Source organism: Stenotrophomonas sp. Ste86 (assembly GCF_024519465.1).
GTDB lineage: Bacteria > Pseudomonadota > Gammaproteobacteria > Xanthomonadales > Xanthomonadaceae > Stenotrophomonas.
In genome coordinates this window covers 24886-39073 of record NZ_JALJRW010000027.1, presented here as the reverse complement: position 1 = coordinate 39073, position 14188 = coordinate 24886, and the positions used below count along the sequence as shown (strand labels likewise).

At 66.6% G+C, this 14188-nt stretch carries 14 protein-coding genes; 4 read left to right on the top strand and 10 right to left on the bottom strand.

What is annotated here, in order from left to right; genetic code table 11:
- Positions 1-33: 33 nt before the first annotated feature.
- From NR101_RS17375 to NR101_RS17355, 5 genes are read right to left on the bottom strand one after another with little or no spacing between them, the layout of a single operon-like run.
- The gene (locus tag NR101_RS17375; protein ID WP_256776910.1) at positions 34-453 is read right to left on the bottom strand and encodes a PDZ domain-containing protein; all 420 of its coding nucleotides are present in this window, start codon (positions 451-453) and stop codon (positions 34-36) included.
- Position 454: 1 nt separating this feature from the next.
- Complete coding sequence (locus tag NR101_RS17370; RefSeq protein ID WP_256776911.1) at positions 455-1675, bottom strand: ABC transporter permease; 1221 nt, start codon at positions 1673-1675, stop codon at positions 455-457.
- 16 nt (positions 1676-1691) lie between these two features.
- Positions 1692-2996, bottom strand: a complete 1305-nt coding sequence (locus NR101_RS17365) for an ABC transporter permease (RefSeq protein WP_256776913.1) — start codon at positions 2994-2996, stop codon at positions 1692-1694.
- Positions 2997-3003: 7 nt separating this feature from the next.
- Positions 3004-3723: an ABC transporter ATP-binding protein gene (locus NR101_RS17360; protein ID WP_256776914.1), complete on the bottom strand. Its 720-nt coding sequence runs from the start codon at positions 3721-3723 to the stop codon at positions 3004-3006.
- 46 nt (positions 3724-3769) lie between these two features.
- On the bottom strand, positions 3770-5038 hold the full coding sequence (locus NR101_RS17355; RefSeq protein ID WP_256776915.1) for an efflux RND transporter periplasmic adaptor subunit: 1269 nt from the start codon (positions 5036-5038) through the stop codon (positions 3770-3772).
- A gap of 203 nt (positions 5039-5241) precedes the next feature.
- On the opposite strand from NR101_RS17355, the gene glmS reads away from it, so the two are divergent.
- From glmS to NR101_RS17340, 3 genes are all read left to right on the top strand, one after another.
- Positions 5242-7083, top strand: a complete 1842-nt coding sequence (gene glmS / locus NR101_RS17350) for a glutamine--fructose-6-phosphate transaminase (isomerizing) (protein ID WP_256776916.1) — start codon at positions 5242-5244, stop codon at positions 7081-7083.
- A 428-nt stretch (positions 7084-7511) separates the two neighbouring features.
- A complete protein-coding gene (locus NR101_RS17345; RefSeq protein WP_256776946.1) occupies positions 7512-7943 on the top strand; it encodes a CBS domain-containing protein in 432 nt (143 codons plus the stop codon).
- Positions 7940-8287: a hypothetical protein gene (locus NR101_RS17340; RefSeq protein WP_256777756.1), complete on the top strand. Its 348-nt coding sequence runs from the start codon at positions 7940-7942 to the stop codon at positions 8285-8287. Before NR101_RS17345 ends, NR101_RS17340 begins: the two co-directional genes overlap by 4 nt.
- A 75-nt stretch (positions 8288-8362) precedes the next feature.
- Here NR101_RS17340 and NR101_RS17335 read toward each other — a convergent pair whose 3' ends face one another.
- From NR101_RS17335 to gloA, 4 genes are all read right to left on the bottom strand, one after another.
- Complete coding sequence (locus tag NR101_RS17335; protein WP_256776918.1) at positions 8363-9835, bottom strand: UdgX family uracil-DNA binding protein; 1473 nt, start codon at positions 9833-9835, stop codon at positions 8363-8365.
- Entirely contained in the window at positions 9832-11103 is a 1272-nt protein-coding gene (locus tag NR101_RS17330; protein WP_256776919.1) for a putative DNA modification/repair radical SAM protein, read from the bottom strand. The genes NR101_RS17335 and NR101_RS17330 overlap by 4 nt, the downstream gene beginning before the upstream one ends.
- A 167-nt stretch (positions 11104-11270) precedes the next feature.
- Positions 11271-11705 carry a VOC family protein gene (locus NR101_RS17325; RefSeq protein ID WP_256776920.1) on the bottom strand — a complete coding sequence of 145 codons (435 nt, stop codon included), beginning with the start codon at positions 11703-11705 and terminating at the stop codon, positions 11271-11273.
- Positions 11706-11855: 150 nt separating this feature from the next.
- Positions 11856-12383, bottom strand: coding sequence for a lactoylglutathione lyase (gene gloA / locus NR101_RS17320; RefSeq protein WP_256776921.1), 528 nt, complete (start codon positions 12381-12383; stop codon positions 11856-11858).
- Between the two features lie 111 nt (positions 12384-12494).
- Between gloA and NR101_RS17315 the strand changes: the two genes are divergently transcribed.
- Positions 12495-13607 carry a PLP-dependent cysteine synthase family protein gene (locus tag NR101_RS17315; protein ID WP_256776922.1) on the top strand — a complete coding sequence of 371 codons (1113 nt, stop codon included), beginning with the start codon at positions 12495-12497 and terminating at the stop codon, positions 13605-13607.
- 155 nt (positions 13608-13762) lie between these two features.
- On the opposite strand, the gene NR101_RS17310 is transcribed toward NR101_RS17315, so the two are convergent.
- A complete protein-coding gene (locus tag NR101_RS17310; protein ID WP_256776923.1) occupies positions 13763-14158 on the bottom strand; it encodes a hypothetical protein in 396 nt (131 codons plus the stop codon).
- Between the last annotated feature and the right edge of the window lie 30 nt (positions 14159-14188).

Here is a 14188-nt window from a genome sequence, read left to right as displayed (position 1 = left end):
GCCAACGTGGAGATGGCCCGGCGCGCGGGTGCCTCAGCTGCGCGGGGTGGGCGGTGCCGGGGGCGCTGGCGGTGCCGGAGGAGCCGCCGGGACTACCTTGCTCCAGGCGGCGGTGGTCACATCCAGGCTCATCTGATCGCCCCTGCGCACCACCGTCATCGGCAGTCGCGTGCGGTGCGTAGCGGCCAGCGTATCGGTCAGGTCGGCGATCGTGCGCACCGGCTTGCCGTCGATGCTCAGGATCCTGTCGCCGGCGCGCACGCCGAAGTAGGTGCCCGGCTCGGTGGTGGTGACCCGCACGATGCCCTGGTTGGCATCCACGACCAGATGATGGTCGCCCTCGCGCCATTCCAGGCGTCCGGTTTCGGTGCGGGTGGAGGTGGTGGCGGCCAGCGCCGGTGCGCTGGCCAGCAGGAAGGACAGCACGAGGGTGGACAGCAGGGTCTTGCGCATATCAGGCACTCCGGGTGGCAACGGCAGGGGGAACGGCGGCGGCACGACGGGCCGGGCCGAAGACAGCGATCTGGCCGAGCAGCCACAACAGCACCGCGCCGATCGGCAGGTAACTGATGGGCATGCGCGGCAGCTCGTAGTTGTTCATCAGGTACAGATTGATCGTGTAGGCCATCAACATGCCGAGCACGATACCGACCGTGGCCAGCAGGAAGTTCTCGGTCTGGAAATAGCGCAGGATCTGCCCGCGGGTCGCCCCCAGCGCACGGCGGATGCCGATCTGCTTGGTGCGCTGCTGCACCCAGAAGCTGGCCAGGCCGACGATGCCCAGCGCGGTCACTACCAACAGGGCGACGCAGACGGTGATCAGCAGGCCGACCATCGCCCGGTCGTTGGCGAAGTACTTCTGGCGCTGCTCTTCATAGGTGCGCTTGCCACGGACCAGGCGACTGGAATCAACGCGTTCCAGCGCTTTCACCGCCGCTTCGAGCACTTCATTGCGCCGCGCCGGATCGGTGACCCGGATCAGGTAGAAGGCCTCGTCGTAGCCCATGCGCAGCGGCAGGATGAGCGAGAAGCGGGTATCGCCTTCGCGGCTGGTCGGCCGGGCCAGTTCCTTGACTACCCCCACCACCCGCAACGGCATGTGCCCGCTGTAGACGGTCTTGCCCACTGCGGGGGTACCGGGGAACAGTTTGTCGGCCGCGGCCTTGGACAGAATCACCGCCGATCCGTTGGCTTCCAGATTCGGATCGTTCTTGGCGGTCTCCACGTCCTGGTATTCATCGGCCTGGAAGTCACGGCCGGCCACCACTTCCAGGCCCAGCGTGTCCACGGTGCCTTCGCTGCCGAAGTACTGCGACGCGCTCAGGGTGGGGCGTTCCTGGTCCGGGGTCAGGCCCAGGCTGGTGTTCCAGGAGTTGTTGCGGAACGGCATCTGGTTCAGCGGCACCACGCTCTTGACCCCGGGGATGCCGCGCAGCGCGGCCAGATCTTCGCGGGTTCGTGCGGCCACGTTGACCTGGGTGCCGATGCCGCCCAGACGGACTTCGACCAGTTCGTTCTCGGCGATGCCGCTGGGCTGGTTGATCTTCTCGATGCGCTGGCCGATCAGGAACAGCGCGTTGCAGACGATCGCGCAGGTCAGCGCGATCTCCAGCACGATCAGTGCGGCGGCGGTCTTGTGCCGGCGCAGCGTGGTGAGGATGGGACGGATATCCATGATGTGCTCCGGATCCTTACTGCGATTTGAGTTGGATGGCGGGGGCAACCTGCATGGCGCGCAGCGCCGGCAGGAACCCGGCCAGCAGGCTGGCCACCAGGGTCAGCCCGAAGGTCAGCAGCAGCATCTGTCCATCCAGCGTGGCCAGCTTGGCGTACTCCACCGGCTGCTGGCGCACGGCATACAGCCCCAGCGCCGCCAGCCCGAGACCCAGCACACCGCCGGCCAGGCCGACCGTTCCTGCTTCGACCAGCGACTGCAGGAAGATCTGCGCACGACTGGCACCCAAGGCCCGCCGCACGCCGATCTCGCCGCTGCGACGCAGGAACTTGGCCAGCAGCAGGCCGACGGTATTTACCAGACAGACCAGCAGGAAGCCCATCGCCAGCCACAGCTGCAGGCGCACGTCACCCGGCACCACCTGCTTGTAGTCCAGCCACGCCATCACGTTGCGCAGGCGGACATTGTTGGGACGCTCGAAGCGACCGGCCGCATGCTGCTGGGTGGAGTAGTTGTCCAGGTAGGCACGGAAGTCCGACGCCTGCGACGCGCTCTCCAGCTCCACCCAGTACTGGATCCAGGTGCAGCTGGCATTGAGCGAGGTTTCGTCGGTCTCGTTCTTGCGTCCGAAGCAATCCATGTTGCCGTTGCGGCCGAACTTCAGGTCCATGGCGGTGGAGAACGGCATGAATACGTCTTCGCTGTCGCCGTACCTGCCGGTTTCCAGGTCGTAGAAGTGCGGGTTCGGATTCCAGGTGTCGAGCACGCCGATCACGGTGAAGGTATTGCCATCCATCCGCAGCGACTTGCCGACGCTGTCGGCACCGTCGAACAGCTTCTGGTTGAGCGTGCGCGAAATCACCGCCACGCGACCGCGCCCCTCGTCCTGGTCGGCCTTCCAGCCGCGCCCGAACAGGAATGGCGCATCGAACATCGTGAAGAAGTCGGCCGAGGTGTAGCGGGCATCGGTGGTGAACGGGCGCAGCGCGCTGTTCTCCGGTTCCAGGGTGACACCACCGCCGGTCATCATCGCCTGGTGCTTGGCGTGCTTCTCGCGCAGCAGTGCTTCGGCATCGAAGCGGGTCAGCTGGTCATTGGGTTCTTCACCGGCCTGGTAGCCCAGCATCGGCTGCGGGTCCAGCTGCACGTAGAACAGGCGGTCGCTCTTCTGCGGGATCGGATCGCCGGACAGCACGTGGAATACGGTAAGCGTGGTCATCGACGCACCGATGCCCAGCGCGATGGCGATCACCATCAGCGCGGTCAGCACCCGGTTGCGCCGGAAGCTGCGCAGGGCCAGTCGGAAGTAGTAGGCGAGCATGGTGGCCTCAGTCGTGGGTGGTGGCGACGACAGCACGCGGGGTGGACAGCACCGGCTCGCGCAGCAGGTCGGTGGCCTGGCCATCGACGATATGTACGTTGCGCTGCGCACGGGCGGCCAGTTCCGGGTCATGGGTGACCATGACGATGGTGGTGCCGGCGGCGTTGATTTCCTCCAGCAGTTCCATCACCCCGCGTGCCATCTGGCTGTCCAGGTTGCCGGTCGGTTCATCGGCCAGCAGCAGGCGCGGGCTGCCCGCCAGGGCGCGTGCGATTGCCGCGCGCTGCTGCTGTCCGCCCGAGAGCTCGGCCGGGTAGTGCTTCATGCGCGAGCCCAGCCCGACCTGGCCCAGCGCCTTTTCGATGCGCTGCTTGCGCTCGGCGGCGGGCATGCCGCGATAGCGCAGCGGTACATCGACATTGTCGAACAGGTTGAGGTCGGAGATCAGGTTGAAACCCTGGAAGATGAAGCCGATTTTCTGGTTACGCAGGCGGCTGCGCGCATCGTCGCCGAGCTTGCTGACGTCCTGGCCATCGAGCATGTAGGTGCCGCTGGTGAAGGTTTCCAGCAGGCCGGCGATGTTGAGGAACGTGGTCTTGCCCGAGCCGGACGGACCGGTCACGGCGACGAACTCGCCTTCGCGGACGTGCAGGTCAAGCGACCGCAGGGCATGGGTTTCCACCTGTTCGGTGCGGAACACTTTGGCGACCGCGCGCATCTCGAGCATGACTGTTTTCCTTACCGTTGGTTGAGGATGAAATGTGTTGTGGAGATCAGTTGATGGACACGTGCTCGGCATCGCCGAACAGATCGCTGCCGGAGACCACGACGCGATCGCCGGGCTGCAGGCCAGAGAGGATTTCCACTTCGCCCAGGCTGCTCACACCGAGCTTGACCGGGCGGCGCACCGCGGTGCTGCCGTCCATGACGTAGGCCTGGCCGTTGCCCTGTTCGACGAACGGGCCGCGCTCGACCTTGAGCACATTGCGACGGGTATCGAGCACCACCCGGGCCTGCATGCGCTGGCTCTGGCGCAGACCCTGCGGCTGCTTGTCGGAGAAGCGGATGCGGGCGTTGACTTCACCGGCGACCACTTCCGGGGACACCGCGCTGATCTCGCCCGGGAAGGGCTGGCCGTTGCCGCTGGTGAGCTGGGCCGGGATGCCGATCGCCAGCTCGCGGGCGAAGCTCTCGGGCACCTTGATCTCGATCTCGAAGCGCGACAGATCGACCACGCCCAGGATCGGCGCATTGGCGATCACGTTGGTGTGCTGGGTGGCCTGCACCTGGCCGACCTGGCCGTCGAACGGCGCGCGCAGGGTCAGTGCATCGACCTGGCGCTGCACCTCGGCCACCACCGCCTTCTGGCGTTCGGCCAGCAGGTGCTTGTTGCGTGCGTCCAGGTCGGCGCCCTGGCCCTGCAGGCGTGCGTCGGTCTGCGCGTTGGCCAGCTGGATGTCGGCTTTCTTGAGGCTGTCATTGGCCTTGGCCAGGTCGATCTGCGGCACCGCACCGCCGTCGAAGCCGCGCTGGTAGCGCTGCAGGTCGCGGTCGGCAGCCTGCCGCTCGATGCTGGCCTGGTCGGTTTCCTTGCGTGCCTTGGCACGGGCCAGGGTGGCATCGAGGGTGGAGCGGCTCGCTTCGGCTTCCAGGCCGGCCAGGGTGGCCTGTTCCTGGGCGAGCTTGCTGCGCAGTTCCGGGCTGTCGATCACCGCCAGTTCCTGGCCCTTCTTGACCACGTCGCCGGCCACCACCTTCAGGTCCACGGTACCGGCGGAGATGGCGTACAGGATCGGGCTGTTGGCGGCGATGACCCGGCCGTCGGCGGCGATGTCGCGGACCAGGTCGCCGCGGGTGACCTCGGCGATGCGCACCCGCGCCCCGTCGAAGGAGCGGCTGGCGCCCAGCCAGGCGCGGACAGCGAAGCCGATGGCCAGCAGCACCACCAGTGCGGCCAGGCCCGGCCACAGCCAGCGCTTCCACGGGGCTGCCGTGCCGGCAACGGAGAGGGTCTGGTCCTGGGCGGAAGTGTCGCGGATCATCGGGCTCGTTCGCGGTTGGGTTGCCGAGTACAAAGCAGATCCCGTGCCAACTTTTGGCCATTTGAAATCAATGGCTTGCGAGGGCGACCTGCTTGTCCGCGTGTCCGCGGACACCCGCCGGACACTTTCGTTAAGCGGACAGCGGCGTCCCGGACACGGGGGCCACGCTAGAATGCGAGGCTCGATACCTGGGATCAGAATCTATGTGCGGCATTGTGGGAGCGATCGCGAATCGCGATGTGGTACCGGTCCTCATCGAAGGGCTGAAGCGATTGGAATATCGCGGCTACGATTCCTCCGGCATCGCCGTGCTCGACCAGCGCCAGGCACAGCCCGACGTGCGCCGCGTCCGCCGCACCGGCCGCGTGGCCGAGATGGAGAAGGCTGCCCTCAGTGAGGGCTTCGACGCGTCGCTGGGCATCGGCCATACCCGCTGGGCAACGCACGGTGGCGTCACCGAAGCCAACGCGCATCCGCATATCAGCCACGGCGTGGCGCTGGTGCACAACGGCATCATCGAAAACCATGAAGAACAGCGCGAGAAGCTGCGCGCGCTGGGCTATGTGTTCGAGTCGCAGACCGACACCGAAGTGATCGCGCACCTGATGCACCATCACCTCAAGGACGGCGACACCCTGCTGTCGGCGCTGCAGCGCACGGTCAAGGAGCTCACCGGTGCCTACGCGCTTGCGGTGATGAGCCGGGCCGAGCCGGAGCACTTCGTGTGCGCGCGCATGGGCTGCCCGCTGCTGGTAGGCCTGGGCGAGGGCGAGAACTTCGTCGCCTCCGATGTCTCGGCGATCCTCTCGGCCACCCGCACGGTGATCTTCCTGGAGGAGGGCGATACCGCCGACATCCGCCGCGATGGCGTGCAGGTCTATGACGAGCACAATCTGCCGGTGGTGCGCGATGTGCACCTGTCCGATGTGTCGCTGGCCTCGCTGGAACTGGGCCCTTACCGCCACTTCATGCAGAAGGAAATCCACGAGCAGCCGCGCGCGCTGGGCGACACCATCGAAGCGGCGATCGACGCCGGTGGGTTCCCGGCCGAGCTGTTCGGCAAGAATGCAGAAAGCGTGCTGGCCGGCATCGAAGGCGTGCAGATCCTTGCGTGCGGCACCAGTTACTACTCTGGTCTGACCGCGCGCTACTGGATCGAATCCATTGCCGGGTTGCCGTGCAGCGTCGAAATCGCCAGCGAATACCGTTATCGCGCGGCATATGCCAATCCCAAGCACCTGATCGTGACCATCTCCCAGTCCGGTGAAACCCTGGACACGATGGAAGCGCTGAAGTACGCAAAGTCGCTGGGCCACCTGCATACGTTGTCGATCTGCAACGTGCCCGAAAGCGCGATCCCGCGTGCCAGCGAACTGGTCTGCTACACCCGCGCCGGCGCCGAGATCGGCGTGGCCTCGACCAAGGCCTTCACCACCCAGCTGGCCGCGCTGTTCCAGCTGACCGTGGTGCTGGGCAAACTGCACGGGCGCATCGATGCCGCGCAGGAAGCGGACTACCTGGAGCAGCTGCGCTTCCTGCCGGGCAGCGTGCAGCATGCGTTGAACATGGAGCCGCAGATCGCCGCCTGGGCCGAGCGTTTCGCGCGCAAGAGCAGCGCGCTGTTCCTCGGTCGCGGCCTGCATTACCCGATCGCGCTGGAAGGCGCGCTCAAGCTGAAGGAAATCACCTACATCCATGCAGAAGCGTACCCGGCCGGTGAGCTCAAGCACGGCCCGTTGGCGCTGGTGGACGAAGACATGCCGGTGGTGGTGATCGCGCCCAACGACAACCTGCTGGAGAAGGTCAAATCCAACATGCAGGAAGTGCGCGCGCGCGGTGGTGAGCTGTTCGTGTTCGCCGACCAGGACAGCAACTTCGTCGAGTCCGACGGCGTGCACGTGATCCGCACGCCGCGGCATGCCGGCGTGCTCAGCCCGGTGGTGCACACCATCCCGGTGCAGCTGCTGGCCTACCACACCGCGTTGGCTCGGGGCACCGACGTGGACAAGCCGCGCAATCTGGCCAAGAGCGTGACGGTGGAATAAACGCGCGCGCAGGCGACGCGGATGGGGAGAAGGGGGCCGCGAGGCCCCTTTTTCGTGGGCGTCTGGTTAGGGGGCCAGCCACCCATGGGGTGGCTCTACACCCGTATTCATCGGTAGAGCCGCGCCATGCGTGGCTGCCTTTCAATCCGGCGCCGACGCAGCCACCCGTGGGGTGGTGCCACACGCGGCAGCGGGCCGTGGAACTTTAGTCGTGCGCCACGGCGGCATTCAGCGACGGTTTTAGTCGCGGTGCCATTCTCGGGGTCGTCAGCCATTTCGACGACCAACTGTCCCAGATTTGCAAACTCCTGGGCCAAGCTGCGGTCGTAGAATCCAATGACCGAGGAGCGGGCAGACGCATGGCGCCGCCTCCCTCGCTGCAACAAGGCGCACCTCTCGACTTCAGTAACCTGTACCAGGAAACAAGAATGAACGTCCGCGAACTCCTGCAATCCAAGAAAAATGCAATTGTCACCATCGATGTCGAGGACACCATCGGTGCCGCCGCGCACAAGATGAGCGCGCATAAGATCGCTGCCTTGGTGGTGATGAAAGACGACGCCCCGGTGCGGATCATTTCCGAGAAGGACATCGTCCGCAGCCTGGCCGATGACGGCCCGCAGGCAGGTCGTCGGGTGATCGCCAGCTTGCCGTCGGCAGGCCTTGAAGGCATCGCTCCGGACGCAACGCTGAAGCAGGCGATGGCGCTGATGACCTACTCGCGCCACCGCCACCTGATGGTGACTGAAGGTACCAAGCTGGTCGGCATCCTGAGCCTTGGCGATATCGTCAAGAACCTGCTCAGCGAGTTGGAGCTTGAGAAGGCGGTGCTGCAGGACATCTACATGGCGGCGCATTGACGCCAGCCCATGGCATCGCGGACAGGTGCCGACCCCGCGTCGGCACGCGTCTCCGTCGCACCGCTGTTGGACTGTTCAACCTGCTGCTGATTCCGGCGGCATACGCGACTTCCCAATGTCCCCCTGAAGCCGGCCACAAGCCCGAGTGGATCGGCTGGTTGGCGGTGGCGCTGCTGGGCGGTGGCCTGATCGCGGGCCCACTGCTGGCATGGTGGGTCTTCGCGCGCAGCAAGGGCGCGCGGCGGGGCTGGCGCGTAGTGACCGCTGTCGCCGGGCTGTTGCTGATGCTCGGCCTGTGGGTGGGCTGCGGCGCACTGGCCGGCCACCTCATCCTGAGCTGCTGATCGGTAATGCAGGCCGCTGGCCGGCAACCCCCTGACGCATCCCAATCAGCGTACGCCGCGCAACGCCAACCTGCATTACCCCTCGCGCCGGTCGTCCAGCAAACCCCGCAGATCCTCCACCAGTCCCCGATACGCCGCCTCACGCGCCTCGCCGTCGCCCTGACGCAGCACCCACGCCGGGTGCACCGTGGCGAACGCGCGGGTGCCGTCGTCCAGCGAGTGCCAGCGGCCGCGCTTCTCCATTAGGTTGAAGCCCGCCCCGAACACGGCCGTAGCCGCGGTGGCTCCCAGACACACGATCACCTGCGGGCGCACGTTCTCTATTTCGGCCATCAGCCACGGTTTGCACGCAGTGATGTGGGTCATCTGCGGCTTGCTGTGGATGCGCCGTTTGCCGCGCCGCTCGAACCGGAAGTGCTTCACCGCATTGGTCATGTACAGCGTGCTGCGGTCGATATCCAGTTCCGCCAACGCGCGGTTCAACAGCTGCCCGGCCGGCCCCACGAAGGGGTGCCCGCTCAGGTCTTCGCTGTCGCCGGGCTGCTCGCCCACCAGCATCACTTTGGCGTTCTGCGGTCCTTCACCGAACACCGTCTGGGTGGCCGGTTCCCATAGTGGACAGCGGCGGCACCCCATGGCCGCCGTGCGCAGCGCATCCAGGTCATCGCCGTTGGCGGTGGCCGGCGCACGCGGGGTAATCCGGCGGTCGGGAATGCGGCGCTGCGGTGCTTGCACGTCGCGGTCATGCATCTCCTGTACGCGGTCGCCGGCGTCGCGCACCAGCATCGGCAGCAGCGTTGCTTCAGGCAGGTGTTTCCAGTACCTGGCGGGCATTTCCTGCCGCATCATGCGCGTGTTGAGCCGGGCCGGATTGAAGATGTTGGCGTAGTAGGTGCGCCACAATTCTTCGCGCGCGTCCTCGCGCGGCGCCTGCTCCTGGCTGCCGCCGGGGCCGAATGACAGTGTGCTGCCATCCCATCGCGCGCTGCGCGTCGGGGTTAGAATCGCCCACCGCATGCCGGCGAAGCGACGCGCGAAGAAGGGCGCCACCCGGTCCACGATATGGTGGTCTGGCTCGAACCAGGCAATGAACGCCTCTTGCTCGCCGGGTACTTCCCGGAAGCGCACGAACGCCTTCATTTTGTGCGCATCGCGGCGTACTGCCTGCGCCAGGGCCATGGCGCGCACCACGTCGGGGTCGGCCGGGTTGGTCAGCAGGCGGCGCTCGCCGTGGGTGATCCGCCACAGCATGCGGTACAGCAGCGCCAGCCGCTGCGGTTCACGGTGGCACAGGCAGGTGGCGGCCAGTTCGAGAAAATCACGGGGTACCGCTGCCTGCGTGGATGCGGGCTCCACCGGTAGCGGCGCATCCAGCACCGAAGGGGCATCCAGCAGCGAGCCCTCGCCGGCATCGAGCCAGTCCAGCTGGGGCGGTGCGACCTGTCGCTGCAACGCTGCCCGCGCTACCGCGCGCCATGCCTCCACCGACCACGCCGGCTCCACCCGCGCGCTCCAGCGCTGCAGGTCCGTACGTGCCGGACCAGTCAAAACAACGCACCCTGCTTCGGTGGCGGCGCCAATCGCGCGCGCAGGGTGGCAGGATCATCCAGCTGCTTGCGCGGATGGTGGTCGGCCAACTGGACGAACGGCAATAGTTTGCTCATCGGCGCGCGCAGCCGGGCCACGTCGGCCACCCGCAGGCGGCCATGGCGGCGCGCCATCAACACGCGCTTGACGTTGCGCACGCCCAGGCCGGGAATGCGCAACAGCAATTCCTTCGGCGCTGTATTGACGTCCACCGGAAAACGCTCGGGGTGACGGATCGCCCACGCCATTTTCGGATCGATGTCCAGGTCGAGCATGCCGCCCTGGGTGGTGTCGGTAATCTCTTCCACCCCGTAGCCGTAAAAGCGCAGCAGCCAGTCGGCCTGATACAGCCGGTGCTCACGCGCCAGGGGCGGCGCCTGCAGCGGCAGCGCTTTGCTGGCATCGGGGATCGGGCTGAACGCGGAATAATAAACCCGGCGCATGTGGTAATTGCCATACAGGTTGTCCGCCGCGCCCAGGATCTGCAGGTCGCTCGCGCCGTCGGCACCGACGATCATCTGTGTACTTTGCCCGGCCGGTGCGAAGCGCGGCGCTTGCGGTTTCCTGGTGCGCGGGGCCGGGTCGGCCAGCGGCAGGGTAGCGGTCGCCTTGCGCGCCTGCTTGGCCTCCTCGATCCGCCAGCTGAGCTCGCCCATCGCGCCACGGATGGAGGGCATCGACTTTTCCGGGGCGTAACTGGCCAGTCCGTCTTCGGTGGGCAGTTCGATGTTGATCGACAGGCGGTCGGCATGGCGCCCGGCGGCGGCCAGCAATTCCGGCGAGGCTTCGGGAATGGTCTTCAGGTGGATGTATCCGGCGAACCGATGTTCCTGGCGCAGCACCCGCGCCACTTCCACCATGCGTTCCATCGTGTAGTCGGCGTTGCGGATGATGCCGCTGGAAAGGAACAGGCCCTCGATGTAATTGCGCTTGTAGAAATCCATGGTCAGCGCGACTACCTCGTCCACGCTGAAGCGCGCCCGCTGCACGTTGCTAGAAACCCGGTTCACGCAGTAGGCGCAGTCGTAGATGCAGAAGTTGGTCAGCAGGATCTTCAGCAACGAGACGCACCGCCCATCCGGGGTATAGCTGTGACAGATCCCCGCGCCCTCGGTGCTGCCGATACCACCGGATTTGACCGAGTTCCGCTTTCCCGCGCCGCTGGAGGCGCAGGAGGCGTCGTACTTGGCGGCATCGGCGAGGATGGCGAGCTTGCGCAGGGTGTCCATGCGGCCACCCTAAGCAGGGGCGATCTCATCCAGTGAGATTGGCCGCGGGGCAGCCTGAAGCGTTCATGCCTCGCAACGACACGTGTTCGCGCGGATCCGCTCGCGATCCTGATCGGGCGGGCGCGCAGGGCGTGCCCGCCCCGGGACGGAACTGCGGGCGCGCCCCTCTACTGCGAGAAGCTCACCTTCACCGCATCGGCGCTGTAATCGGCCGGACCGTGGTAGACCACTTCGATGTTGTTGCCATCCGGATCGATCGCGAACGCGGCGTAGTACGCCGGGTGGTACGGGCGTTCGCCGGGCGCGCCGTTGTCCGTGCCACCGGCGGCCAATGCGGCCTGGTGGAACGCCTCGACGGTGGCGCGGTCGCGGGCCTGGAAGGCCAGGTGGTGGCGGCCGGTGAGCTGGCCGGCGGCGGCCTCGCTGCTGGCAGTGGAAATAAACAGTTCGTCGGCCCAGAAATAGGTGTCGCCTTCACCGGCAATCGGGATGCCGATGCTGTCGAACACCGCCTGGTAGAAGCGGCGGCTGGCGGCCAGGTCCTTGACCACCAGTTGCAGATGGTCGATCAGGCGACCCCGGTACAGTTCCATGGTTTCCATGCGCACTCCTCGGCTTGGGCAGGTGCGCAGGTATACCACCGGTGCAGCGCGGCGGCATGTCCGCCGCGTGCACGTTGCTGACCCCGTGGTGGGTGCCGACGCGGTGGCGGTGTGCCGACCAACGGTCGGCACCTACCGGATGCAGCGCTCTCAGGCGATCGGGGTGTTGGAGATGATTTCCACCCAGTAGCCGTCGGGGTCCTTGATGAAGGCCAGGTGCTTCATGCGGCCGTCTTCCAGGCGCTTCTGGTAGGGCACCTGCAGGTCATCGAAGCGCTTGCAGGCGGCCTGGATGTCCGGCACGGAGACGCAGATGTGGCCGAAACCACGCGGGTCGCTGTTGCCGTCGTGGTACACCGCGCCCGGCTGGGATTCGGTGCCGTGGTTGTGGGTCAGCTCCAGCACGCCGGGAATACCGGCCATCCACACCCGGCGCGCGTCGTCGCCCTCGGGGATCTGGGTGCCGGCCGGCAGCAGGGCCAGGAAGTACAGGCTGAACTGGGCTTCGGCGAAGTCGCGCTGGTCGATCAGGCGGAAGCCGAGCACGCGGGTGTAGAAATCCAGCGAGGCGGCGATGTCCTTCACGCGCAGCATGGTGTGGTTGAACACGAAACCGGTGGTTTCGGCCGGCGGCTGGGCGGCAACGCCGGGCTGGGACTGCAGGGAAGCAACGCTCATGGGGGAAATCCTGTGGCAGCGGGGGCCGTGGGTTCACGGCCATGGCGCCCATTTTAGCGGGGCGGCTGCAAGGCGACGTAGAATGCTGCGTCTCCTTGCACAGTCCTGGCCATGTCGCAGCGTGAATGGGTGGCTGCCGCCATCCGCAAGATCGAAGCCGATTTCAACCGTTCGGCCGATACCCACCTGATCCCGATGGATCTGCCCGGGCATGCCGGCATCGACCTGTACTTCAAGGACGAATCCAGCCACCCCACCGGCAGCCTCAAGCATCGCCTGGCGCGCTCACTGTTCCTGTATGCGCTGACCAACGGCTGGCTGCGCGAGGGACGCCCGGTGATCGAGGCCTCCAGCGGCTCCACGGCGGTGTCCGAGGCGTACTTCGCACGGCTGCTGGGCCTGCCGTTCATCGCGGTGATGCCGGCCACCACCTCACCGGAGAAGATCGCCGCGATCGAGTTCCATGGCGGCCGTTGCCACCTGGTCGAGCGTGCCTGCGATCTCAATGGCGATTCGGAGCAACTCGCCCGCGAAACCGGCGGCCACTTCATGGACCAGTTCACCTACGCCGAGCGCGCCACCGACTGGCGTGCCAACAACAACATTGCCGAGTCCATCTTCAAGCAGATGGCCGAAGAGCCGCACCCGGTGCCGGAATGGATCGTGTGCAGCCCGGGCACCGGCGGTACCGCGGCCACGCTGGGCCGCTACGTCAGTTACCGCCGGCATGACACCCGCATCCTGTGCGCGGACCCGGAAGTGTCGGTGTTCTACGACGGTTACTGCGCGGCGCTGGCCGGCCAGCCGTGGCGCGAGCTGACCTGCAGCGGGGGCTCGCGGGTGGAAGGCATCGGCCGGCCGCGGGTGGAATCCAGCTTCATTCCGACCAGCGTCGATGCGATGGTCAAGGTGCCCGATGCGCTGAGCCTGGCCGCGATGCGCCATGTGAGCCGCCAGCTGGGGCGTCGCGTCGGCGGGTCCACCGGCACCAATTTCATCGGCGTGCTGCAGGCCGCCGAGCTGATGCGCCAGGCCGGGCGCAGCGGGTCGATCGTGACCATCCTGTGCGACAGCGGCGAGCGCTACGCGCACAGCTACTACAACCCGGAGTGGTATCCGCGCCAGGGCATCGACGTGGAACAGGCCGATGCGGTGATTGCGGCGGCGGTGGCCGGGCAGGGCTTGCCGGCGTTGCCCTGTACGTCGCTTGAGGCACTGTATTGAGTTGTAGAGCCGACCGTTGGTCGGCTGCTCTTGCCTTGACGCCGTAAATCAGCCGACCAACGGTCGGCTCTACCCCTTGTGCGCGGGACATCAGCCGACCCACGGTCGGCTCTACCCCCTGTGCGCGCGGGACATCAGCCGACCAACGGTCGGCTCTACGCCTGCACGCGCTGGTAGGCGTCCAGCACGGTGTCGCGCAAGACCGGTGGCAGGGTTTCATACGTTGCCGCCAGGTCGTCGAACTGCAGGGACAGGTCCACGCCGATGCGTTGACCGGCCTGCACGGCCAGGATCACCAGCAGCGTGCACAGCACGAATTCGCGTTCGTGGCCGGGCTCGCAGCGGATCGCGCCGCGCTCGATCACTTCATACGGATACCAGAGCTGGTCGTCCTGCAGCCGCCCGGCCTGCGGGCCGACCACCTGCGCCAGGGCGGCGCGATGGCGCGGCTGTTCGTCGGCCTTCCCGAGCGCGGCGATCCAGTCCAGTTCGGCGGTGCTGGCCGTGCCGATCAGCGCGAAATGCGACTGTGCGTAGGTGAACTCATCCATGATCGCGCCGCAATGCCAGCGTAGGAGGCT